The organism is Mycobacterium sp. NPDC003449 (assembly GCF_053588415.1).
Genome location: NZ_JBSFPX010000039.1, coordinates 1 through 24,652, shown reverse-complemented (window position 1 = coordinate 24,652; position 24,652 = coordinate 1). Strand labels below are relative to the sequence as shown.

Here is a 24,652-nt window from a genome sequence, read left to right as displayed (position 1 = left end):
CTCCACGAAGTTAGGGCAGCCTGTGCTTATCGTTCGGAGGTCATTGTGGGCGCAAATGTGGGCGACGTCGCCATTGCGGATGCGAAGACCATCAGGCGGGCGGTGGCCGACCTGCTCGGCGTCGGCAGCGATGCCGTCGACCCCGACGCCGACCTGATCGGGCAGGGCCTGGACTCCATCCGGATGATGTCGCTGGCCGGCCGCTGGCGCAAACAGGGCATCGACGTCGACTTCGCCACCCTGGCCGCCACCCCGACGGTATCGGCCTGGGCCGAGCTGGTCGGCTCACGCAGCCCCGCCGGTGCGGAAGACGCTGCCGGGCAGGGGGATTCACCCCGCACCGGGCCGGATGCCGCCGCCGGTGAGCCGTTTCCGCTGGCCCCGATGCAGCACGCCATGTGGGTCGGCCGGGAAGGCGATCAGCAGCTCGGTGGCGTCGCGGGACACCTGTACGTCGAATTCGACGGCGCGGACGTCGATCCCGAGCGGTTGCAGCGGGCGGCCGCCGCGCTGGCCGAACGGCACCCGATGCTGCGGGTCGAATTCCTCCCCGACGGCACCCAGCGCATCGGCGCGGCAGCGCAGCAGGTGCGGGTCGAGGACCTGCGCGACACGTCACCGGAGCAGGCCGCCGAGCGGCTCTCGGCCATCCAGCGCGCCAAATCCCATCAGCAACTGCACGGCGAGGTGTTCGAGCTGACGCTGACGCTGCTGCCCGGCGGCGCCACCCGGCTGCACGTCGATCTCGACATGCAGGCCGCCGACGCCATGAGCTACCGCACCCTGATGGCCGACCTGGCCACGCTCTACCGGGCGGGCGGGACCGGCGAGCTGCCCGCACTCGGCTACACCTACCGCGAGTACCGGTTGGCCGCCTCCGACACCGCCGGTGAGGGCGACCGGGCCTGGTGGGCCGAGCGGATACCGGACCTGCCCGACCCGCCGCGGCTGCCGCTGGTTCCGCCCGCCGAGCAGGCCGACCCGCATCACACCACCCGGCGCCACCACTGGCTGGACCCCGACACCCGCGACGCGTTGTTCGCCGCCGCCCGCAAGCGCGGTATCACCCCGGCGATGGCGCTGGCCGCCTCGTTCGCCGACACCCTGGCCGGCTGGTCGGCCGAGTCGCGGTTCCTGCTCAACGTGCCGCTCTTCGGCCGCGAGCAGCGCCATCCAGACGTCGACGACATCGTCGGCGACTTCACGTCCTCGCTGCTGCTCGGCATCGACCTTGAGGGCACCGCAACCGCCGCCGAGCGGGCCAGGGCGGTGCAGGAGACGTTCCACACCGCCGCCGCGCACGCCGGCTATCCCGGGCTCTCGGTGCTGCGCGACCTCGGCCGCCATCGCGGTACCCAGGTACTGGCCCCGGTGGTCTACACCAGCGCGCTCGGCCTTGGCGAACTGTTCGCCACCGGGGTGACCGAGACGTTCGGCAAACCGGTCTGGATCAATTCGCAGGGCCCGCAGGTGCTCCTCGACGCGCAGGTCACCGAATTCGACGGCGGGGTGCTGGTGAATTGGGACGTGCGCGAGGAGGCCTTCCGGCCGGGTGTGGTCGACGCGATGTTCGACCGCCACATCGCCGAACTGCGCCGCCTGGCCACCGACGACACCGCATGGGAAGCCCCGTCGCGACCGTTGCTGGCCGAATCGCAGCGGGCGGTGCGCGACGCGGCCAACGCGTCGACGGCCGTACCGGGCGGCCTTGCGCTGCACCAGGGTTTCTTCGCCAACGCCGCCGCCCGCCCCGACGCCGTCGCGGTGATCGGATCGAACGGTGCGGTGACCTACTCCCAGCTGCGTGAGCGCGTGCTGGCGGTGGCGGCGGCGTTACGCGTCGCGGGTATCCGCGCCGGCGAGAGCGTCGCCGTGATGGGACCCAAGGGGCCCGACCAGGTGACCGCGCTGCTGGCGATCCTGGCGGCCGGCGCGGTCTACGTCCCGGTCGGGGTCGACCAGCCCGCCGAGCGGGCCGAACGGATGCTCAAGAACGGCGACGTCCGGATGGCGTTGTCCTGCGGTGACGGACCGCCGACCTGGCTGCCCGCCCTGACCGTCTCCGAGGCCATCGCCGTCGGCCGGCGCTCCGGCGAGATCGAGCCCGCCGCAACCGATCCCGCCGAACTGGCCTACATTCTGTTCACCTCGGGCTCGACCGGCGAACCCAAGGGCGTCGAGGTCACCCACGACGCCGCGATGAACACCATCGAGGCACTCAACACCCACTTCGGGGTGGGCCCCGACGACCGGGTGCTGGCGCTGTCACATCTGGAATGCGATCTCTCGGTGCTCGACGTGTTCGGCACCCTGGCCGCGGGCGCCACCATCGTCGTGGTCGACGAGGCCGACCGGCGCCATCCGGATCACTGGGTGGCCCAGATCGACACCCACGGCGTGACGGTGCTCAACTTCCTGCCCGGCTGGCTGGAGATGCTGGTCGAGGTGGCGGGCGGGACCGCACTGGCATCGGTGCGTGCCGTGCCGACCGGTGGTGACTGGGTCCGCAGCACCATGGTGCGCAAACTGCAGGCGCTGGCGCCGGGGGTACGCCTGGCCGGTCTGGGTGGGGCAACCGAAACCGCCGTGCACGCAACCCTGTTCGAGGCCGGTGAGCTGCCCGAGGAGTGGGCCGCGGTCCCGTACGGCAAGCCCCTGGCCAACAATGCGTGCCGGGTGGTCAATGCCGCGGGCGAGGACTGCCCGGACTGGGTGCCGGGCGAGTTGTGGATCGCCGGCCGCGGCATCGCCCGCGGATATCGGGGCAGGCCCGATCTCACGGCCGAGCGGTTCGTGTCCCACGCCGGCCGGACCTGGTACCGCAGCGGCGATCTGGCCCGGTACTGGCCGGACGGAACGCTGGAGTTCGTCGGCCGTGCCGACCACCGGGTCAAGATCAGCGGTTTCCGCATCGAACTCGGCGACATCGAATCGGCGCTGCAGCGGCTCCCCGGCGTCCATGCCGCGGTGGCGGCGATCGTTCCCGTCGCGGGCGGTGAGATGCTGGCCGCGGTCATCGGACGCGACCACACCGCTACGGGCGCGTCGGAGCCGGCCCCCACCGACGCCGAACTGCGTTCGGGCCTGGCGGAGTTCCTTCCACCGCACATGATTCCGCGCTACTTCGAGATCGTCGAGCAGATCCCGTACACGGCGGGCGGAAAGACCGACCGGCGCGCGGTGGCCAGGAGGCTCGGCGACGCGGTGGCGGGCGGCGAGCGGACCCGGGTCAGGCAGCCGTCGACCGCCCTGGAGCGGGCGCTGACCAGCATCATGGCCGACCTGCTCGGCGCCGCCGACCTCGGCGTGGATGCCGACTTCTTCGAACTGGGCGGTGATTCGGTGCTGGCCACCACGGCCGTCGCGCGGATCCGGGACTGGCTGGACACCCCGACCGTGATGGTGCCCGACGTCTTCGCCACCCGCACTGTCGAGGCACTGGCCGCCCGGCTGACCGCGCGCGAGCCGGGCAGCGACCGGCTCGAACAGGTCGCCGAGCTCTACCTCGAGGTCGCCGCCATGGACGACTCCGACGTGCTGTCCGCACTCGACCCCGCGTCCGCGTCATGACCGGTGCCGATACCGGACTGGCCGTCAAACCCTGGATCAAGAAGTATCCGGCCGGCGGCAGCGCCTCGACACCCACCCTGGTGTTCCCGCACGCGGGCGGCGCGGCTCTGGCCTACCGGTCGTTGGGAACGGCACTGGCCCAAGCGGGTTCGGACGCCTATGTGATGCAGTACCCACAACGCGGCGACCGGCTGACCCACCCAGCCCCGGTGACCATCGGCGAGCTGGGCCGTGACCTGTTCGAGGCCGGCGACTGGTCCGGGCTCGGCCCGCTGCGCCTGTTCGGGCATTGCATGGGTGCGGTGGTGGCCTTCGAGTTCGCCAGGATCGCCGAACGCGACGGCGTCCCGGTCGAAGCCCTGTGGGTGTCGGCCAGTGAAGCCCCGTCCCTGGTCGCCGCACGCCCCGACCTGCCGATGGCCCGCGACGAGATCCTCGCCGACCTGGTCGACCTCGGCGGCACCGATCCCGAGCTGCTCGCCGACGAGGACTTCGTGGAACTGCTGCTGATGGCGGTGCGCGCCGACTACGCGGCGTTCAACCGTTACACCTGCGACGCCGGTGTGGCCATCGCGGCCGACATCTACGCCCTCGGCGGTGAACGCGACCACCTGATCAGCGAGGATATGCTGCGGCGCTGGGAGATTCACACCACGGGTGCGTTCACCTGCTCGATGTTCGACGGCGGACACTTCTACGTCAACGATCACACCGGGGACGTGGCGGAGCTGGTCAATGAGCTCTGACCGGCACTCCCGACCCGACGCCGCGGATCCCGTGGTGATAGTCGGCATGGCAGTGGAGGCCCCGGGTGGCATCGACACCGCCGACGACTACTGGGCCCTGCTGTCCGAACAGCGCGAGGGGCTCGGCCGCTTCCCGACCGACCGTGGCTGGACGATCCGTGACCTGCTGGAGGGCTCCCGCCGCGACGGCTTCAAACGCATCCACGACCTGGGCGGCTTCCTGTCCGGCGCTGGAACATTCGATCCCGCGTTCTTCGGGATCTCGCCGCGGGAGGCCACCGCCATGGACCCACAGCAGCGGGTCGCGCTGCGGCTGGCCTGGCGGTCGCTGGAGCACGGCGGGATCAACCCCGACGATCTCGCCGGACACGACGTCGGCTGCTATATCGGGGCCTCGTACCTGGAATACGGCCCCGCGCTGGCCGAATACTCCCACCACACCGGGCATCTGATCACCGGAACCTCACTCGGGGTGATCTCGGGGCGGATCGCCTACACGCTCGATCTGGCCGGCCCGGCACTGACCGTGGACACCTCGTGCTCGTCGGCGCTGACCGCATTCCACACCGCGGTCGGCGCGGTCCGGGCCGGGGACTGCGATATGGCCCTGACCGGTGGTGTCTGCGTGATGGGCACACCGGGTTTTTTCGTCGAATTCTCCAAACAGCACGCGCTGTCCGACGACGGGCGCTGCCGCCCCTACAGCGCACACGCCAGCGGAACGGTCTGGGCCGAGGGTGCCGCGATGTTCGTCCTGCAGCGCCGCTCACGCGCGCTGGCCGACGGCAGGCACATCCTCGCCGAGGTCCTCGCGACCGCCACCAACCAGGACGGCCGCACCACCGGGCTCACCGCCCCCAGCGGCAGCGCCCAGGAGCGGTTGTTCGCCAAGGCGATCGAGCGGGCCGGGGTTCGTCCCGGCGACGTCGGCGTGATCGAGGGGCACGGCACCGGGACCCGGCTGGGCGACCGCACCGAACTGCGATCACTGGTGGCGACCTACGGTGCCACCGCACCGGGTGCCGGCGCGCTGCTGGGTTCGGTCAAGTCCAACGTCGGGCACGCCCAGGCCGCGGCGGGCGCCCTCGGGCTGGCCAAGGTGATCATCGCGGCCCAGCACGGCGCGGTGCCCGCCACCCTGCACGCCGACGAGCCGAGCCGGGAAATCGACTGGGAATCCCAGGGTCTGCGGCTGGCCACCAAACTCACCGAATGGCCCGCGGCGCACGGCGAACGGATCGGCGCGGTGTCCGCGTTCGGGATGAGCGGGACCAATGCGCATGCGATCGTCGCGGTTCCCGAGACCGCGGGCGAGGCGGCGGCATGACCGCCGATCACCTGCCCGACGGACGAGTGCCGGTCCTGCTCAGCGCGCACACCGCCGACCTGATCGGGCAGGACGCCGCGGCGATCGGACGGTATCTGCACCGGCATCCCGAAGCCGGGGTGTCCGGTGTGGCGCACACCGTGGCCGGTACCCGCAGGCTGCGCCGGCACCGCGCGGTGGTCCGGGCCGCGGACCGCGACGAACTTCTCGACGCCCTCGCGGCGCTGGCCGATGGGCGCGAACACCGGCTCGTCACCCGGGCCCAGGCGGGCAGGCCCGATGGTGCACCGCCGCGGATCGCCTTCGTGTTTCCCGGCCAGGGCGGCCAGTGGCCGTCGATGGGTGCCGAGGCCTACGACCGGCTGCCCGAATATCGCGCCGAGGTCGACACCTGCGCCGCGGCGTTCGCGGATGCGGGCGCGACATCGCCGCTGGACTACCTCCTGGCCGATGCCACCGCGACGGCGGGCGACTTCTCGCAGGTTCAGATTCAGGGCGCCCAGTTCGTGCACGGCGTCGCCCTGGCGCGGGTGTGGCGCTCGGTCGGTGTGCTGCCCGATATCACGGTCGGGCACAGCCTCGGTGAGATCGGCGCCGCCTATGCGGCGGGCACCATCACGCTGGCCCAGGCCGTGGCGGTGGTCATCGCCCGCGCCACCGTGCTGGACCGGCTGACCGGACCGTACCGGGTCGCGGTGCTCGGCATTTCGCCGGAGGAGGCCGCCGCGGTGGTGGCCGAGGTGCCGGGCTGGCTTGAGCTGTCGGTGGTGAATTCCCGGTCTTCGGTGGCGGTGTCGGGCGAGACCGCGGCCGTGGCCGCCGCGGTGCGCACCGTGACCGGGCAGGGCGGGTTCGCCAAAGAGATCGAGATCGGGTTCCCGGCGCACACCACGGCCCTGGACTCGGTACGCACCGAACTCGAATCACTGCTCCCGGCCGGTGAGTTCGCCGCGACGCCGGTGCAGTTCATCGGGTCGGCCACCCACGACGTCGTCGACGCCGGGACCGGCTTCGCCGACTACTGGTACACCAACCTGCGCAGCACCGTCCGCTTCGACAAGGCGGCGCGCACCGCGGCGCGGCGGGGAGCACGGATCTTCGTCGAACTCTCGGCCCATCCCGCGCTGCTGTTCGCCATGGGCGACCTCGAGGACTCCACCGAGTCCGCACTGCTGATGGTCGGCTCGGGGCGACGCGACGAACTGCTCACCGATGAGCTCTCGGCCGCCGTCGCCACGGTGGCATTGGCCGACCCCGGTTACGCCTGGCGCGATCTGCTCGGGCCGCCGTCGCAACGACTCCCGGGGTTCCCGTTCGCGCCGATGCGGGCCGAGCGGCACTGGTGGGGCCCCGATCCGCTGCCGCCGGTGGCCGGCCTGACCGTCGCGGTGGAGCACTGGGAGGACCTGCCGGTGCTACCGCGGGCCGACCGGCCGCGCCGGGTGGCGATCATCGACCTGGACCCCGGTTCCGGGACGGCCGACGCGCTGCGCAACGCGGCCACGTCCGACGACCGCGTCCAGCCGACCGATCCCGGCGGCGCCGACCTGCTCGTCGTGGTCGCGCCGGTGCTCGCCGCGGCCGACCCCGTCGCGGCCGCAGCCGAACTGGGCCGCCGCGTCGACGACGGGCTGCTCGGCTATGTGAAAGCGATCTCGGCGAACACCCGTGATGTCTGGCTGGTCACCAGGGGCGGCGAACAGGTACCGGGCGACGACGGACCGGCACTGCCCGGCGCGGCGGCGCTGGCCGCGATGCACCGCAGCATCGGCTTCGAGTATCCCGAACAGACCTTCCGGCACCTCGACCTGCCCGCCGAACCCGCTGACCCCGGCACGGCTCCGGATCTCACGGCGGCCGTCACGGCGCTGCTAGGCGACCTCGACGAGATCGCGCTGCGCGGCGGAGAATCCGCGGGATCCGGACCGAAACTGCTGCGGCGCACCATGCTCGAGGATTCGTCCGGCGGAGCGGAATGGTCGGCGGAGTCCGGGATCCTCGACGAGGTGGTGATCACCGGAGGTGCGGGGGCGGTCGGAATGCACTACGCCCGCCGACTCGCCGAGCTCGGTGCCCGGCGTATCGTGCTGCTCAGCCGCGGGGGACTGCCGGCCGACCGGCTCGCCGAGATCGGGGGCGGATCCGGTGCCGAGATCTTCGCCCCCAGCTGTGATCTCACCGATGCCGCCCAGGTGGCGGCCACCGCGGCCGAATTCGCGGGCGGCGGCGCCTCGCTCGTGGTGCACGCCGCCGGGGCCGCCACCATCGCACCGGCCGGGGAGCTGACCGGCGACGCCGTCCGGCAGACCTTCGCGGCGAAGCTGACCGGCGTCGCCAACCTGGTCGCGGCCTGGCCGCTGCGAGCAGATGCCCGAATCATGCTGTGCTCTTCGGTGTCCGGGCTGTGGGGTGGCCACGGCCACGCCGCCTATGCGGCGGCGAACCGGCTGCTCGACCTGCTGGCGGTGCAGCTGCGGGCGCAGGGACGCCACTGCACCTCGGTGCGCTGGGGGCTGTGGCAGGGCGCCGGCATCATCGACGCCGATGAGATCGCCCGGGTCGAGCGGTCCGGGCTGCGGGCAATGGCACCCGACCTGGCCGTGGAAGCCGGCCTGCGCGACTACCCGGGCGATCCGCTGGTGTTCACCGCCGACACCGCGCGGCTGCGGACGTTTCTGGGTATCGACGGTGCACCCGGGGACGAGGGTGACCAAGACCGCAGCGCCCAGATCGCCTCGGCCGCCACGGACGCCACCGGCGCGATGCGTCTCGCGTTAGGGTCGGTGCTGAAACTGGCGGATACCTCGGGGCTGGATCTCGACGCGTCGCTGCTGGACCTCGGTGTCGACTCGCTGCTGGCACTCGACCTGCGCAAGAAGCTCAAGAACGCCACCGGGAATTCGGTTCCCCTTGCCACGATTCTCGGCGGCGCCAGCGCCACCGAGTTGATCGAGCACCTGGAAAAGACCTGAGAAGGAAACACTTTCGCGTGACTGATATTGCAGATGCCGATGTGGCCGCCACCCGCACCTCCGACGCCCGCCTGGAGTTGATGCGGCGCAGGCTCGCCGAGCGTGGGCTGGCCGCGGGCACCGGCGACGCGGTCGACCCCACCGCGCTGTCGGACGGGCAGCGCCGGATGTGGTTCGTGCAGGGATTCGACCCCAGCGGGGTGCTGCTCAACGTCAGCCTGTCCTACCGGTTGGCCGGCGAAATCGACGCGCAGCGTCTGCACGCCGCGATCGACGCGGTCGCGCGGCGCCACCCGATCCTGCGCACCACCTACCGGGCCGATGAGAACGGTGAGCCGCGGGCCACGGTGCACGATGACCTGGCGCCCGGCTGGGCCACCCACGACCTGTCCGACAAATCCGAACGTGCCCGCCGGCTGCGGCTCGAAGTGCTGGCCCAGCGGGAGTTCGGCACCGCATTCGACCTCGGTGCCGATTCGCCGCTGCGGATCACCCTGATCAAGACCGGCCCGGCCGAACACGTGATGTTGCTCGTGGCGCACCACATCGCCTGGGACGACGGGTCATGGCGGGTGTTCTTCACCGATCTGACCCGCGCCTACTCCGGCGAGGCGTTGCCGGACACCCCGACGGGTTCGGGGGCCACCGCAGGCCCGGGCGATCAGGAATCCGACCAGGACCTGGCGTACTGGCGCGGGGCGCTGGCGGATCCGCCGGAACCGCTGGAACTCCCGGGGCCCAACGGATCGGTGGTGCCGACCGGGTTCCGGTCGCAACGCAGCACGCTGCGACTGCCCGCCGACACCGTCGACAAGGTGTCGGCGCTGGCCCGCGACACCGGCGCCACGCCGTACATGGTGCTGCTGGCCGCATTCGGTGCGCTGGTCAACCGCTACACCCACACCGCCGACTTCCTGGTCGCCACGCCCGTGCTCAACCGGGACACCGACGAGACCATCGGCTACTACGGCAACACCGTCGCCATGCGGATGCGGATCGATCCGGCTACCGGGTTTCACGAACTGGTCACCGCGACCCGGGACACCGCGCTGGGCGCATTCGCCCACCAGCGGGTCAACTTGGACCGCGTCGTGCGCGAACTCAACCCCGACCGCCGCCACGGCGCCGAGCGGATGACCCGGCTCAGCTTCGGTTTCCGCGAACCCGACGGCGGCGGATTCAGCCCGGACGGCGTCACCAGCGCCCGCGCCGAACTGCGCGGCCAGCACACCCAACTGCCCCTGGGATTCATGGTCGAATGGGATGGTTCGGCGGCGACCGTCGAGGCCGAACATCTGACCGAGGTCCTCGACGCCGACCTCGCCGCCCAGATGCTGCGGCACTTCGCGGTGCTGCTCGAGGCCGCCCTGGCCGACCCCGACCGCCCGCTGTCACGCCTTGACCTGTTCACCCCCGAGGATGCCGCGTGGACCCGCGCGGTGTCCGGCGGCGAGGAATTCGACACCCCCGCCACCACCCTGACCACGCTGGTCACCGACCAGGCGGCCCGCACCCCCGACGCGACGGCCGTGGTCTACGAAGGACGCCACTACAGCTACCGCGAGCTCAACGAGTCGGCGAACCGGTTGGCGCACTGGTTGATCGAACGGGGGATCGGCACCGAGGACCGGGTGGCGGTGCTGCTGGAGAAGTCTCCCGAACTGGTCATCACCGCGCTCGCCATCGTCAAGGCCGGCGCGGTGTACCTGCCGGTGGACCCGACCTATCCGCAGGACCGGCTGGACTACATCCTGTCCGATTCCGATCCCAAAATCGTGCTGTCCGAACCGGTCACCGGTCTGGACAGCTATCCGGCCACCGACCCGACCGACGGCGAACGGGTCCGTCCGCTGCACCCCGACAACACCGCGTACCTGATCTACACCTCGGGCTCGACCGGGCAGCCCAAGGGTGTGCCCGTCGCGCACCGCCCGATCGCCGAGTACTTCGTCTGGTTCGCCGGGGACTACCAGGTGTCGCAGGACGACCGGCTGCTGCAGGTCGCATCGCAGAGTTTCGACGTGTCGATCGGCGAGATCTTCGGGATGCTCTCCGCGGGTGCCCGCCTGGTGATCCCCAAACCGGGCGGACTGGGCGACATCGCCTACCTGACCGAGTTGTTGCGCACCGAGGGCATCACCTCGATGCACTTCGTCCCGTCCCTGCTCGGCCTGTTCCTCTCACTGCCGGGGGTGAACGAATGGCGGACCCTGCGGCGGGTGCCGATCGGCGGCGAGGCGCTGCCGGGGGAGATCGCCGACAAGTTCCACGCCACCTTCGACTCGCTGCTGCACAACTTCTACGGCCCCACCGAGACCGTGCTCAACTGCACGCGCTACAAGGTGACGGGCAAGCAGGGCGCCCGCATCGTGCCGATCGGAACGCCCAAGATCAACACCACGATCCACCTGCTCGACGATGCGCTGCAGCCGGTTCCGGTCGGGGTGATCGGCGAGATCTACATCGGCGGAACACATGTCGCGCAGGGATATCACGGCAGGCCCGGTCTGACCGCCGAACGGTTCGTCGCCGACCCGTTCAACCCCGGCGGCCGGATGTACCGGTCCGGTGACCTCGCGCGCCGCAACGCCGACGGTGACGTCGAGTTCGTCGGCCGCGCCGACGAGCAGGTCAAGATCCGCGGATTCCGGATCGAGCTCGGCGAAGTGTCCTCGGCCATCTCGGTCGACCCTTCGGTCGGCCAGGCCGTCGTCTTGGTCAGCGATCTGCCCACCCTGGGCCGCAGCCTCGTCGCCTACATCACCCCGGCCGCCGACGCCGGGCGGGTCGAGATCGACCGGATCAGGGCCAGGGTGAGCGCCGCACTGCCCGAGTACATGATCCCCTCGGCCTACGTCGAACTCGACGAGATCCCGATCACCGCGCACGGCAAGATCGACCGCAGGGCGCTGCCCGAGCCGGAGATCAAGTCCGGCACCGAATTCCGCGATCCCGCCACCGAAACCGAGCGCGGCGTCGCCGCGTTGTTCGCCGAGCTGCTGGACCGCGACCAGGTGGGTGCCGACGACTCGTTCTTCGACCTGGGCGGGCATTCGCTGCTGGCCACCAAGCTGGTGGCGGCGGTGCGGACCCGATTCGGTGTCGACGTCGGGGTGCAGGACGTCTTCGAACACGCCACCGTCTCGGGGCTGGCCACCCACGTCGACGCCCTGCTCGCCTCGGGCGCGACAACGGGCAGGCCCGGGATCGTCGCGGTGCCCCACGACGGACCGCTGCAGATGTCGGCGGCCCAGCTGCGGCAGTGGTTCCAGTTCCGCATCGACGGCCCGAACCCGGTGAACAACGTGCCGTTCGCGGCGCGACTGACCGGTCCATGCGATGTCGACGCGCTGATCGCCGCGGTCGGCGATGTGGTCGAGCGCCACGAGATCCTGCGCACCACCTACCGCGAGATCGACGGTGCGCCATACCAGATCATTCACGAAGCCGGACCCGTCCCGGTGCGCCGGGCCGGCGGCGACGGCGAGGACTGGGTGCAGGCCGAGTTGGAGGCCGAGCGCAAGTACTGCTTCGATCTGGAATCCGAGTGGCCGGTCCGGGCCGCGGTGCTCTCCACCGCCGATGAGCACGTCTTGTCGCTGCTCGTCCACCACATCGCCGCCGACCACTGGTCGGGTGCCGTGCTGTTCACCGATCTGCTCACGGCCTATCACGCCCGCCGGGCCGGGCAACCGGTGCGGCCGGACCCGCTGCAGGTGCAGTACGCCGACTTCGCGGCCTGGCAGGCCGAACTGCTCTCCGGTGCCGATCAGACCATCGCCGACCAGCGCCGGTACTGGACCCGGCAGTTGGCCGGGCTCTCCGAGGACAACAATCCGGAGAACGGGCTACAGCCCGACTTCCCGCGGCCGCCGGTTCCGACCGGAGAAGGTGAGTCTTTCGACTTCACCATCGACGCGGCGACTCGGGAGAGGTTCGTCGCACTCACCGGTGAACTCGGCGTCACCGAGTTCATGCTGCTGCAGGCCGCGGTCGCGATCGCGTTGCAGAAGCTGGGCCAGGGCAACGACATTCCGCTCGGAACTCCGGTGGCCGGGCGCACCGCACCCGAACTCGACGCACTGATCGGGTTCTTCATCAACATCGTGGTGCTGCGCAACGACCTGTCCGGCAATCCGACGCTGCGCGAGGTGCTGCGTCGGGCCCGCGAGATGGCGCTGGCGGCCTATCAACACCAGGATCTGCCGTTCGACCGGGTCGTCGACGCGGTGAGCCCGGTGCGCACGCTGTCGCGCAACCCGCTGTTCGGTGTCGTGGTGCACGTGCGGGAGGATCTGCCGCAGGATCAGGTGATCGACACCGGTGATGACGGCGAAACACGTTTCACCGCACTGGAACCCACCTTCGACGTGGCACACGCCGACCTGTCGCTGAACTTCTTCGCCGAGGCCGGCGCGGGCTATCGGGGCACCGTGATCTACCGCACCGAACTCTACGAGCCGGCCACCGCGCAACGCCTGGTCGGCTGGCTGCACCGGATCGTCGATGCCTTCGCCACCGACGTCGATCAGACGCTGCGCGACCTCGGGACGATCGATCCGGCCGAGCGGGCCCGGATGGTCGAGGACTGGAGCCACCGGGCGATGCCGCCGCCGGGGCTGCCGCAGACCGAGGGCGCCACCCACGTCTACGTGCTCGACGAATGGCGGCAGCCGGTCGAGACCGGGGTGATCGGCGATGTCTACTACGCCGGTGGCGCGGTCGACGGGGCGGCCGCCTCGGCCACCGGCGTCGCGGCGAAGCGGTTCGTGCCCAATCCATTCGGCGAGGGCCGGCTGTACCGCACCGGCGACCGGGCCCGGTGGACGACCGACGGGCGGCTGCAACCCATCGTGGCAGGCGAGCCGCGGCTGCAGGCCGCCCTGGAGGCGGTCGACGGTGTCGCCGCGGCGGCCACCCGGATCTGGGAGACCCGCGCGACACCACTGCTGGCCGCCTACGTGGTGCCGGCCCGGCCGGTCGACGACGGCAAGGCCTTCATCGATGCGGTGTGGGCGGCACTGCCCGAGGACCTGCCCGCCGATCTGGTGCCCGCCGTGATCACCGTGGTCGACGACCTGGCGCCCGGCCTGTCGCGCCCCAGGGTCGGCGTGGCCGCGGTGGCCGGATCGGCCGCGCTGCCGCAGACCCCGACCGAACAGGCGCTGGCGGATCTGCTCACCGAGCTGCTTGAGATCCCCGAGGTGGGCCGCGACGACGAATTCTTCAGCCTTGGCGGGGACAGCATCCTGGCCGTGCAGCTGGCCGCGCGGGCCCGCGACGCGGGTCTGACGCTGACCGCGCGCATGGTGTTCGAGCATCCCGAACTGGCCGATCTGGCCGCGGCCGTCGACGCCGAGGACACCTCGGCGGTGGCCGCGGCGGACACCCACCACGCCCCGATGTCCGCGTCGGGGCTGTCGGCCGACGAATTGGCTTCGCTTACGGCGTCCTTCGGGCAGGACGGGGGCACCTCACCGTGACCTCGACCGGGGCGCCACCCGGCGTCGAAGACGTGCTGGCCCTCAGCCCGCTGCAACTGGGGCTGTACTCACTGGCCGGACTGGCCCAGGCCGACGACGGGGCGGAGCCCGGCGCCGACCCCTACCTCATCGCGATGGCCGCCGATATCGACGGCCCGCTCGATGCGACGCTGTTACGCGACTGTGCCGGGGCGCTGCTGGTCCGCCACCCCAACCTGCGGGCCAGCTTCTTCCAGGGCAACCTCGCCCGCCCGGTGGCCGTGGTCCCGGCCACCGTCGAGCTGCCGTGGCGGCATGTCGTGGCAGATTCCGGTGAGGTGGCGGCCATCGAGGCCGAAGAGCGAAGCAGGCCTTTCGATCTCGGCTGTGGGCCGCTGATCAGGTTCCTGTTGATCGAACAGCCCGGGCTGCGCTGGCGCCTGGTCGTGAACGCCCACCACATCACGATCGACGGCTGGTCGCTGCCGGTGTTCGTCGGTGAGCTGATCGCGCTGTACCGGGCCAAGGGCGATGCCGATGCACTGCCCGCACCGCCACGCCCGTACCGCGACTACATCGGCTGGCTGGCCGGGCGCGATCAGCAGGCCAGCAGGCAGCGCTGGCGGGCCCACCTCGACGGTCTCGACGGGCCGACCCTGCTGTCACCCGCGCTGACCGGACGCGAGCCGGCGCCGGGACTAGCCCGGCGCACCGAGGTGACGCTGGACGAGGCGGCGACGGACGAGATCCTGCGGGCCGCAAGGACCCGCGGCGTCACCGTCAACACGCTCTTCCAGATGGCCTGGGCGGCAATCCTTGCGACATTCACCGACCGCACCGATGTGGTGTACGGCATCACCGTGTCCGGACGTCCCGACGAGCTGTCGGGGGTCGAGTCGATGGTCGGCCTGTTCATCAACACCGTGCCGTTACGGGTCCGGGTCGATCCGTCGGAGCCGGTCGGCAGGCAGTGTCTGGCGCTGCAACGCGAGGCCGCCGAACTACGCGAGCACAGCTACCTCAGCCACACCGAACTCCGGTCGCTCGGCGGGATCGGCGAGCTGTACGACTCCCTGCTGGTGTACGAGAATTTCCCGCCCGGCGGCCTGGTCGGCAGCGACGAGTTCCCCCTCGACGAGGCGGTGCTGCGGCCGTCGGCCCTGGAGAGCCTGACGCATTTCCCGGTCACCGTCGCCGCGCATCCCGCCCACGGCCGGCTCACCGTCCTGGTCGAAACACTCGACGGTGCACTGGGAGCACTCGATCCCGAGGCGCTCGGCCTGCGGGTGCTCGCCGTGCTGCGGCGGCTGCTGGACTCGTGGGATCGTCCGCTGCGCGAGGTCACCGTGACCCTCGACGACGAAGCGCGACCGTCGCCGGAGCCCGATGTCACCGTGCCGCAGGGCGGATTTCACACCGCCTACACCGAGGCGGCCGCGCAGCGGCTGGGTTCGGTCGCGCTGAGCTGGGACGGCGGCGAGCTCAGCTACCGCGAACTCGACGAGGCCGCCGACCGGCTGGCCGCCGAACTCGACCGCCGCGGCGTCGGTGCGGAGACACCGGTGCCGATCCGGTTGCGCCGTGGGCCCGACTATGTGGTCGCGATGCTCGCGGTGCTCAAGGCCGGCGGGCTGATCGTGCCGCTGGACCCGGCGATGCCCGCCGAGCGGGTCGACGAGATCGTCGGGCAGACCGGTGCGATGCTCATCGTCGACGACGCCTTCCTGGCCGGCGTGGGCGGTGAGCCACCGGCCGATTTCCGGCCGGCGCCGGTGCTGCCGGGCCAGAGCGCCTATATCGTCTTCACCTCGGGGACGACCGGAAAGCCAAAGGGGGTCATCGGAACCCATCAGGCCCTGCTGGCCTACGCCGCCGACCACGCGCGCCAGGTGCTGCGCCCGGCGGCCAAGCGGCTGGGCCGCCCGATGCGGGTCGCCCACGCGTGGTCGTTCACCTTCGACGCGGCGTGGCAGCCGCTGGTGGCGCTGCTCGACGGGCACAGCGTGCACATCGTCGCGGACGAGGTCCAGCGGGACGCCGAAGCCCTGGTCGAGACGATCGGCCGGTTCTCGATCGACATGATCGACACCACCCCGTCGATGTTCACCCAGCTGCGCGCCGCAGGTCTGCTCACCACGGTGCCGCTGGCCGTGCTGGCGCTGGGCGGCGAAGCCATCGACACCGCGGCGTGGCAGGCGATCCAGGCCGAGTGCGAGCGCACCTGGATGTCGGCGCACAACTGCTACGGCCCGACCGAGACGACGGTCGAAGCCGTGGTCGCGGCGATCCCCGAGCACCGGCAGCCCTGCATCGGCCGCCCCACCGATTCGACCACGGCCTATGTGCTCGACGGCTGGTTGCGGCCGGTGCCCGACGGGGTGGCCGGTGAACTCTATTTGGCCGGTGGGCAACTCACCCGCGGATACCTCGGAAGGCCGGGGGAGACGGCCGGGCGTTTCGTGGCCGATCCGTCGCGCCCGGGCGCCAGGATGTACCGCACCGGGGACGTGGTCCGCAGGCTTCCCGACGGCTCGATCCAATTCCTGGGTCGCAGCGACGATCAGGTGAAGATCCGCGGGTTCCGGGTGGAACCGGGCGAGGTGGCCGCCGCGCTGCACCGTCACCCCGGTGTCCGGCACGCGCACGTCGCGGTGCGCAGGCACCGCAGCGGACCGCGGCTGACGGCCTATGTGGTGACCAGGGCCCCGGTGGAGGACCTGCGCCGGATGCTGACCGAGACACTGCCGAGATACCTGGTGCCGCATCACATTCTCGTCGTCGACGAGATTCCGCTGACCACCAACGGCAAGGTCGACGATGCGGCCATGGCCCGCGTCGACGCCGGGCGCCGGTCCGATCGGTTCGAGGCGCCGGTGACCGAGACCGAGAAGGTGGTCGCCGAGGTGCTGGCCGAGGTGCTCGATGCCGGTGACGGTTCCGCGGTGGATGTCACCGCCGACTTCCTCGACCTCGGCCTCGACAGCATCGTCGCGCTGTCGGTCGTCCAGGCGGTCCGGCGGCGCGGCCTGGCGCTGCGGGCCCGGCTCATGCTGGACTGTTCGACGGTGCGCGAACTCGCCGCCGCGATCGAGGCCGACGCCGAATCCCGTCAAGCCGGGGGCCAGGACGTCGAGGCTGAGTCCGGCCCGATTCCGGTGCTGCCCAACGGTCGTTGGCTTTATCAGTACGGCGATCCGCGCCGGCTGGCTCAGACCGAGGCGTTCCGACTGCCCGACGGCATCACCCGTGAGCACCTCGAAACCCTGCTGAGCACCGTCGTCGCCGGCCACGAGGTACTGCGCACCCGGTTGGACCGGGTCACCCAGACGCTCGTCGCGCAACCGCCCCGGCAGGTGCTCACCGAGGTGACCACATCCGGCGACCTGGGCGTGGCCGTCACCGAGCAGGCCAGGAGCTCGGTGCAACGCATCGACCCGCAACAGGGTTCGATGCTCGACGCGGTGTGGTTGCGTCACCCCGATGCGGGCGCCGGCGTGCTGATCCTGACCGCCCATGTGCTGGCACTGGACCCGGCGTCCTGGCGGATCATGATCGGTGAACTCGAGAACGCCTGGCATGTCCTGGCTTCCGGGCGCTCACCGGCACCGGTACGCGAACACACATCGTTGCGGCAATGGTCGCGGCTGCTGTCCGAGCGGGCACTCAAACTCGACACCTGCGACTTCTGGGCGGGCCAGTTCGACGGCGAGGATCCCGATATCGGTGCCAGGCGCATCGACCCGGCCACCGACCGGATGGGCGATGTGGCGGTCGAGATGGCGTTCGCCGACCCGGATGTGACCGCACGGCTGCTGACCGGGCCGATACCGGTGACCGAGGTGCTGGCGGCGGCGACGGGCCGGGCGCTGTCGCAGTGGCGCAGACACCGCGGACAGTCGACGCCCGCTCCGCTGCTGGCCCTGGAGACCTACGGACGCTCCGACGGAGTGCTCTCGGCCGGACTCGACGACGACCGCGACGTCGACACCGGGGACACCATGGGACTGCTCAGCATGATCTACCCGCTGCGCCTGAGAGCCGACGACGCCCGCGGCGTCGCCGCCCAACTCGCCGCCGTCCCAGGCGATCCGATCGACTACGGCCTGCTGCGCCACCTCCGCGAGGACACCGCGGAACGGCTCGGCGGGTATCGCGATCCGCAGATCCTGCTCAACTACCTCGGCCGCATCGAAGTCCCTTCGTCCGATCACGCGCTGCGTCAGGACCGGGCACTGCTGGCCGGTGTCACGCCGGTGCCCGAACCCGATGTCGCGGTGCGCCACGAGCTGACCATCATGGCCGCGGTGATCGACCGCGGCGGGTCGGCGGTGCTGGGCGCGCAGTGGCGAACCGTGCCCGACATTCTGTCCGCCGAGGACATCACCACCCTGCAGACGATGTGGCTGCAGGCCTTGCGAGAGGTGATCGAGTGAATACCCCGACCCTGGCCGTCATCGGTGCCGGACCCAAGGCCATCGCGGTGGCGGCCAAGGCCTCCGAGCTGCGCGCGATGGGTATGCCCGCACCCGACGTCGTCGTCGTGGAACGCACCGGCGTGGCGGCCAACTGGCAGGCCGTCGGCGGCTGGACCGACGGGCAGCACCGCCTGGGAACCAGCCCGGAGAAGGACGTCGGTTTCCCGTACCGCTCCTCGCTGGTGCCGCGGCGCAACGCCGAACTCGACGACCGCATGGTGCGGCACAGCTGGCAGTCCTTCCTGATCGACATCGGGCATTTCGCGGAGTGGATCGACCGGGGCAGGCCCGCGCCGACCCACCGGCGGTGGAGTCAGTACCTGAACTGGGTGGCCGACCGTATCGATATGTCCGTCGTCACCGGTGAGGTCACCGAGATCGGCGTGGACGACGCCAAGGGATCGTGGGTGCTGCGCACCGACGAAACCACGGTGCCCGCCGACGCCGTCATGGTCACCGGTCCCGGTCAGGCCGAAAAGGCGATCCTGCCGGGCAATCCGCGGGTACTGTCCATCGCGCAGTTCTGGCACCGGGCCGCCGCCCAGGAGCTCATCTCCGCCGAGCGGGTGGCCGTGGTCGGCGGCGGTGAGACCGCTGCGACGATGCTCAATGAGCTTTTCCGGCACCGGGTTTCGACCATCACCGTGATCTCGCCGCAGGTCACGCTGTTCACCCGGGGCGAGGGTTTCTTCGAGAACGCGCTCTACTCCGATCCCACCCACTGGGCGGGCCTGACGCTGTCCGAGCGGCGCGACGCGATGAACCGCACCGACCGCGGCGTGTTCTCGGCGCGGGTGCAGGAGGCACTGCTCGCCGACGATCGGATCCGGCACCTGCGCGGCCGGGTCGCGCATGCGGTCGCCCGCGACGAGAAGATCCGGCTGACCCTGCGGACCGACTTCGCCGCGCGCGCGGCGCTCGGGCCGAGTAGTGAACGCCTGGAAACCGTGCACGGTTTCGACCTGGTGATCGACGGTTCGGGCGCCGACGCCATGTGGTTCGTGCCGCTGCTGGCCCAGGATGCACTGGACCTGCTGGAGCTGGGGCTGGGCGCGCCCCTGACCGGGGAGGCCCTGCAGGAGTCGATCGGCCACGACATGTCCGTCGCCGGTGTGACCCCCAAGCTGTTCCTGCCGGGGCTCGCGGGCCTGAACCAGGGGCCGGGCTTCCCCAACCTGAGCTGCCTCGGATTGTTGTCCGACCGGGTGCTCGGCGCCGACCTCGGGTCGGGCGCCGCCGCGGCCACCGACCGATCGATCAGGAGTACCGATGAGCAACAATCCATTCGATGACGAGGACGGCACCTTCCTGGTGCTGCGCAACGACGAGGATCAGCACAGCCTGTGGCCGGCGTTCGCCGATGTGCCCGCCGGCTGGCGCATCGTCTTCGGGGAGGGCACCCGCACCGACTGCCTGACCTATGTCGAGCAGAACTGGACGGATCTGCGCCCGAGAAGCCTGCGCGAGGCGATGGCCGGGTAACTGCCGCTAGGCCTGTTGCGGCGTGAAGGCGTCCATATCGAACAGGCGGGCGTGCAGGATGGTGCGGTTTCGCAGCGCGGCGCGCACCGCCCGGTGCAGCCCGTCCTCCAGATAGATGTCGCCGCGCCACCTGACCGCATGCGGGAACAGATCCCCGTAGAACGTCGAATCCTCCGAGAGCAGGCGGTCCAGCGCCAGTACGGTGGTCGTGGTGACGAGTTCGTCGAGGCGTAACTGACGGGGCGGAATGCGTGACCAGTCCCGATGGGACAGTCCGTGCTCGGGATAGGGTTTGCCCTCGAGGACACCTTTGAAGATCATGGGCGGTCCGCCTCGGGGCCACCCATGTGAGGTTTCGCCACCGACATAGTTGCTTAGGCTAATACCGACGGGGCGGATCGCCGGCGGTCCCTCGCGACGGAAGGCGCGGCAGCGGGCGCGTCGGCATGCACGATGCGTGGGGGCATGGCCCATGCGGTCGGTAAACGCCCTGCTGGGTCAGTAAAATGGACCGGGCAAAACAGACGCTTCGTCTTTCGAAGGGCAGGTGAACACGTGGGTAGCGCCGATGATCGTCGTTTCGAGGTTCTTCGTGCGATCGTCGCCGACTTCGTGTCCACCCAGGAGCCGATCGGTTCCAAGACCCTGGTGGAGCGCCACAACCTGGGCGTCTCCAGTGCCACCGTCAGAAACGACATGGCCGTGCTGGAGGCCGAGGGTTACATCACCCAGCCGCACACCAGCTCGGGCCGGGTGCCGACGGAGAAGGGCTACCGCGAGTTCGTCGACCGGATCGACAACGTCAAACCGTTGTCCTCATCGGAGCGGCGCGCGATTCTGTCCTTCCTGGATTCCGGGGTCGATCTGGACGATGTGCTGCGGCGCGCGGTGCGGCTGCTGGCCCAGCTCACCCGGCAGGTGGCGATCGTGCAGTACCCGACGCTGTCCACCTCGGCGGTGCGCCACCTCGAAGTGGTGGCGTTGACCCCGGCCCGGTTGCTGCTGGTGGTGATCACCGACAGCGGGCGGGTCGATCAGCGGATCGTCGAACTCGGCGACGCCATCGACGAACACGAACTGTCCAAACTGCGCGAGACGCTCGGGCAGGCACTGGAGGGCAAACCGGTCTCGGCGGCGTCGATCGCGGTGTCGGACCTGGCCACCCACCTCAACGGCAGCGGCGGGCTGGCCGATGCGATCGGTCGGTCGGCCACCGTGCTGGTCGAGACCTTGGTCGAGCACACCGAGGAACGGCTGCTGCTCGGCGGCACCGCGAACCTGACCCGCAACACCTCCGACTTCGGCGGTTCGCTGCGTTCGGTGCTGGAGGCGCTCGAGGAGCAGGTGGTGGTGCTGCGGCTGCTGGCGGCCCAGCAGGAGGCGGGCAAGGTGACCGTGCGCATCGGCCACGAAACCGAGGCCGAGCAGATGGCCGGGACGTCGGTGGTGAGCACCACCTACGGCAGTTCCGGCAAGGTGTACGGCGGTATGGGTGTAGTGGGCCCGACCCGGATGGACTATCCGGGAAACATCGCCAATGTCGCGGCGGTTGCTCTCTACATCGGTGAAGTTCTAGGTAGCCGGTAACCCCGGCACGAAAGGTCAGGCAAGGTCTAGCGTGGCACGCGATTATTACGGCCTGCTCGGAGTGAGCAAGGGCGCGAGCGATTCGGAGATCAAACGCGCATACCGGCGGTTGGCGCGGGAACTGCATCCCGACGTCAACCCCGATGAGGCAGCCCAGACCAGGTTCACCGAGATCCAGGTCGCCTACGAGGTGCTGTCGGATCCGGAGAAGCGCCGCATCGTCGATATGGGCGGCGATCCGATGGAGGCGGTCGGCGGTTCCCCCAACGGGTTCGGCGGCTTCGGCGGGCTGGGCGACGTCTTCGAGGCGTTCTTCGGGGGCGGCACCGCGTCGCGTGGGCCGATCGGCCGGGTCCGGCCCGGCGCCGACTCGCTGCTGCGGATGCGGATGGACCTCGAGGAGTGCGCCACCGGGGTGACCAAACAGGTCACGGTCGATACGGCGGTGCTGTGCGACCTGTGCCACGGAAAGGGCACCAACGGCAATTCGACGCCGGTGGCCTGTGACACGTGCGGCGGCCGCGGCGAGGTTCAGACCGTGCAGCGGTCGCTGCTGGGCCAGGTGATGACGGCGCGGCCGTGTCCGGTGTGCGGCGGGGTCGGTGAGGTGATCCCCGATCCGTGCCATCGGTGCGGAGGCGACGGCCGGGTGCGGGCCCGCCGCGAGATCAGCGTCAAGATCCCGGCCGGGGTCGGCGACGGGATGCGGGTGCGGTTGGCAGCGCAGGGCGAGGTCGGCCCCGGGGGCGGGCCGGCGGGCGACCTGTACGTGGAGGTCCACGAGAAGCAGCACACCATCTTCGTCCGCGACGGCGACGACCTGCACTGCACGGTGTCGGTACCGATGGCAGACGCCGCGCTGGGCACCACCGTCACGGTCGAGGCCATCCTGGACGGGCCGACGGAGATCAGCGTCGCCGCGGGCACCCAACCCGGGGCGGTGACCACGCTGCGTGGGCACGGCATGCCGCATCTGCGCTCCGGGGTACGCGGTGACCTGCATGCCCATATCGACGTGGTGGTGCCGTCGCGGCTCGACCACACCGATATCGAACTGCTGAGCAAACTCAAGGAGAACCGCGTCCGCGACGTCGCCGAGGTGCGTTCGACCCAGGCCGCGTCCGGGTCGTCGGGCTTGTTCAGCCGGCTGCGCGAGACGTTCACCGGCCGCTGACGCCGGCGGGCCGGCACAGTGAGCTCAGCGCTGTTCTACGTCGACGCGCTGCCAGGGCCGGGCGGGCTCGCGGTGGTCGACGGCGACGAAGGGTTCCACGCCGCCAATGTCCGGCGTATCCGGGTCGGCGAGCGGATCGACCTGAGTGACGGCGCCGGCGCGCTGGCGCACTGTGTCGTCGAGGAGGCCGCCAAGGGCAGGCTGACCGCGCGGGTGACCGAGCGGCTGACCGTCGCCGCGGCCCGGCCCGCGGTCACCGTGGTGCAGGCCCTGCCCAAATCGGATCGCTCGGAGTTGGCGGTCGAACTTGCCACCGAGGCCGGGGCGGATGCGTTCCTGGCCTGGCAGGCCCGACGCTGCGTGGCCCGCTGGGACGGCGCGAAGGTGGACAAGGGGCTGCGGCGTTGGGGGGCGGTGGCCCGGTCCGCCGCGCGTCAATCCCGGCGCGCCCATATTCCGGCCGTCGACGGGATCGCATCGACGGGCGAGCTGATCCGGCGGGTCGCCGACGCGGTGGCCGGCGGGACGGTCGTGTTGGCCCTGCACGAGTCCGCGACCGAACCGGTCTCCGGAATGCCACTGGCCCAGGCCGATTCGGTGATGCTCATCGTGGGGCCGGAGGGCGGGATCGCCGACGACGAGATCGCCGCGCTGACCGGGGCCGGGGCCCGGGCGGTGCGGTTGGGGCCGACCGTGCTGCGCACCTCGACCGCTGCGGCGGTCGCCCTCGGCGCAATCGGTGCGCTGACGGCGCGCTGGGAGTTGTAGCGGACGCCGAGCGATGCCGCGGATTACGGCGAGCGGTACCGAATTTCCGCGGCCGATAAAGCTCTGAGCGTGATGAGAAACACATGATTGCCGGTCGGTCCCTTTAAAGGGGCCGTTCGAGCATTCTTTGGGCATCAATATCGTCGCCTTGATCGAATGCACAAAGGGCGGCGAGGGTGAAATCGGCCACATATACCGGCGACGACAATGGCACCCGATCGGGCTCGGACGGCCGCCGGCCGCGGGCGCGTCCCGTCCCGGCTTTCCGCGATCGCAATTCCCGGACCATGCGTGCCGCACCCGACCGGGCGCCGCCGCGGCCGAACCGACGGAGTTCACGGGTCGGGACGACGGTCTGCCATCCGGTGGGATGCTGCCATCCGGCGGTCAATTACTGCCATCGGAATTAATGCGCTGACCAGCGTGTTCAAGAGTTTAGATCGGCACAACGGAGCGCCGACAGAGCGTCCGAACCGCGACATCTGGGCCACGGCTCGAACATCGAGAACAGACATTGAGAAAGAAGCGCACGATCATGAAGAAGTTCGGATTCGCCACCGTCATCGCCAGTGGATTGGCCGCCGCGGTACTGGGCCTGGCCGGCCCGGCGCAGGCCGATGTGGGCCACCACGAATGGGTGAACAACATCGGTCCGCATGTGACCGTTCCCCAGGTGGACACCACGGTTCACCAGAGCCACTGATCGACGGCAGTCTCCCCAAAAGGGCACCCCACACGGGGTGCCCTTTTGTTGTCGCGGTCACATTGCCGGCCCGTGGAAGTCTGCCATTCGGCGGTTAATTGCTGCCATCGGAATTAATGCGTTGAACTGTGTGTTCAAGAGTTTAGATCGGCACAACGCAGAGCCGGGAAAACAGATATTCGAGAAAGAAGCGCACCATCATGAAGAAGTTCGGATTCGCCACCGTCATCGCCAGTGGATTGGCTGCCGCGGTGTTGGGTCTTGCCGGTCCGGCGCAGGCCGATGTCGGCCACCACGACTGGGTGAACAACCAGGGTCAGCATGCGACCGCTCCCCAGGTGGACACCACGGTTCACCAGAGCCACTGACCGACGGCCGGCCTCGCA

At 70.4% G+C, this 24,652-nt stretch carries 14 protein-coding genes; 13 read left to right on the top strand and 1 reads right to left on the bottom strand.

Annotated elements, in window-relative coordinates:
* The first annotated feature begins 45 nt into the window (after positions 1-45).
* Genes ACWDTP_RS13080 through ACWDTP_RS13045 form a run of 8 tightly spaced genes read left to right on the top strand, consistent with a single transcriptional unit; the run spans position 46 to position 20,034 of the window.
* On the top strand, positions 46-3,570 hold the full coding sequence (locus ACWDTP_RS13080; RefSeq protein ID WP_450020237.1) for a non-ribosomal peptide synthetase: 3,525 nt from the start codon (positions 46-48) through the stop codon (positions 3,568-3,570).
* The gene (locus tag ACWDTP_RS13075; RefSeq protein WP_450020235.1) at positions 3,567-4,316 is read left to right on the top strand and encodes a thioesterase II family protein; all 750 of its coding nucleotides are present in this window, start codon (positions 3,567-3,569) and stop codon (positions 4,314-4,316) included. The genes ACWDTP_RS13080 and ACWDTP_RS13075 overlap by 4 nt, the downstream gene beginning before the upstream one ends.
* Positions 4,306-5,643 carry a beta-ketoacyl [acyl carrier protein] synthase domain-containing protein gene (locus ACWDTP_RS13070; protein WP_450020233.1) on the top strand — a complete coding sequence of 446 codons (1,338 nt, stop codon included), beginning with the start codon at positions 4,306-4,308 and terminating at the stop codon, positions 5,641-5,643. The genes ACWDTP_RS13075 and ACWDTP_RS13070 overlap by 11 nt, the downstream gene beginning before the upstream one ends.
* Positions 5,640-8,615, top strand: coding sequence for a mycobactin polyketide synthase MbtD (gene mbtD / locus ACWDTP_RS13065; RefSeq protein WP_450020231.1), 2,976 nt, complete (start codon positions 5,640-5,642; stop codon positions 8,613-8,615). Before ACWDTP_RS13070 ends, mbtD begins: the two co-directional genes overlap by 4 nt.
* A gap of 17 nt (positions 8,616-8,632) precedes the next feature.
* The gene (locus ACWDTP_RS13060) at positions 8,633-14,098 is read left to right on the top strand and encodes an amino acid adenylation domain-containing protein (RefSeq protein ID WP_450020229.1); all 5,466 of its coding nucleotides are present in this window, start codon (positions 8,633-8,635) and stop codon (positions 14,096-14,098) included.
* Positions 14,095-18,510: an amino acid adenylation domain-containing protein gene (locus ACWDTP_RS13055; RefSeq protein WP_450020227.1), complete on the top strand. Its 4,416-nt coding sequence runs from the start codon at positions 14,095-14,097 to the stop codon at positions 18,508-18,510. Before ACWDTP_RS13060 ends, ACWDTP_RS13055 begins: the two co-directional genes overlap by 4 nt.
* The gene (gene mbtG / locus ACWDTP_RS13050; protein WP_450020225.1) at positions 18,507-19,844 is read left to right on the top strand and encodes an NADPH-dependent L-lysine N(6)-monooxygenase MbtG; all 1,338 of its coding nucleotides are present in this window, start codon (positions 18,507-18,509) and stop codon (positions 19,842-19,844) included. Before ACWDTP_RS13055 ends, mbtG begins: the two co-directional genes overlap by 4 nt.
* Complete coding sequence (locus tag ACWDTP_RS13045) at positions 19,822-20,034, top strand: MbtH family protein (protein WP_450020223.1); 213 nt, start codon at positions 19,822-19,824, stop codon at positions 20,032-20,034. Before mbtG ends, ACWDTP_RS13045 begins: the two co-directional genes overlap by 23 nt.
* Positions 20,035-20,040: 6 nt before the next feature.
* Here the strand turns inward: ACWDTP_RS13045 and ACWDTP_RS13040 are convergent, their stop codons facing one another.
* Positions 20,041-20,355, bottom strand: a complete 315-nt coding sequence (locus tag ACWDTP_RS13040; RefSeq protein ID WP_450020221.1) for a type II toxin-antitoxin system VapB family antitoxin — start codon at positions 20,353-20,355, stop codon at positions 20,041-20,043.
* A gap of 234 nt (positions 20,356-20,589) precedes the next feature.
* Here ACWDTP_RS13040 and hrcA point away from each other — a divergent pair, with 234 nt between their 5' ends.
* The 5 genes from hrcA to ACWDTP_RS13015 all read left to right on the top strand — a co-directional run bounded on the left by hrcA (position 20,590) and on the right by ACWDTP_RS13015 (position 24,634).
* Complete coding sequence (gene hrcA / locus ACWDTP_RS13035) at positions 20,590-21,621, top strand: heat-inducible transcriptional repressor HrcA (RefSeq protein WP_450020219.1); 1,032 nt, start codon at positions 20,590-20,592, stop codon at positions 21,619-21,621.
* A 31-nt stretch (positions 21,622-21,652) separates the two neighbouring features.
* On the top strand, positions 21,653-22,795 hold the full coding sequence (gene dnaJ / locus ACWDTP_RS13030; RefSeq protein WP_450020218.1) for a molecular chaperone DnaJ: 1,143 nt from the start codon (positions 21,653-21,655) through the stop codon (positions 22,793-22,795).
* An 18-nt stretch (positions 22,796-22,813) separates the two neighbouring features.
* The gene (locus tag ACWDTP_RS13025; RefSeq protein ID WP_450020216.1) at positions 22,814-23,563 is read left to right on the top strand and encodes a 16S rRNA (uracil(1498)-N(3))-methyltransferase; all 750 of its coding nucleotides are present in this window, start codon (positions 22,814-22,816) and stop codon (positions 23,561-23,563) included.
* A gap of 535 nt (positions 23,564-24,098) precedes the next feature.
* The gene (locus ACWDTP_RS13020) at positions 24,099-24,266 is read left to right on the top strand and encodes a hypothetical protein (RefSeq protein ID WP_450020214.1); all 168 of its coding nucleotides are present in this window, start codon (positions 24,099-24,101) and stop codon (positions 24,264-24,266) included.
* Between the two features lie 200 nt (positions 24,267-24,466).
* Positions 24,467-24,634: a hypothetical protein gene (locus ACWDTP_RS13015; RefSeq protein ID WP_450020212.1), complete on the top strand. Its 168-nt coding sequence runs from the start codon at positions 24,467-24,469 to the stop codon at positions 24,632-24,634.
* Positions 24,635-24,652: the final 18 nt, after the last annotated feature.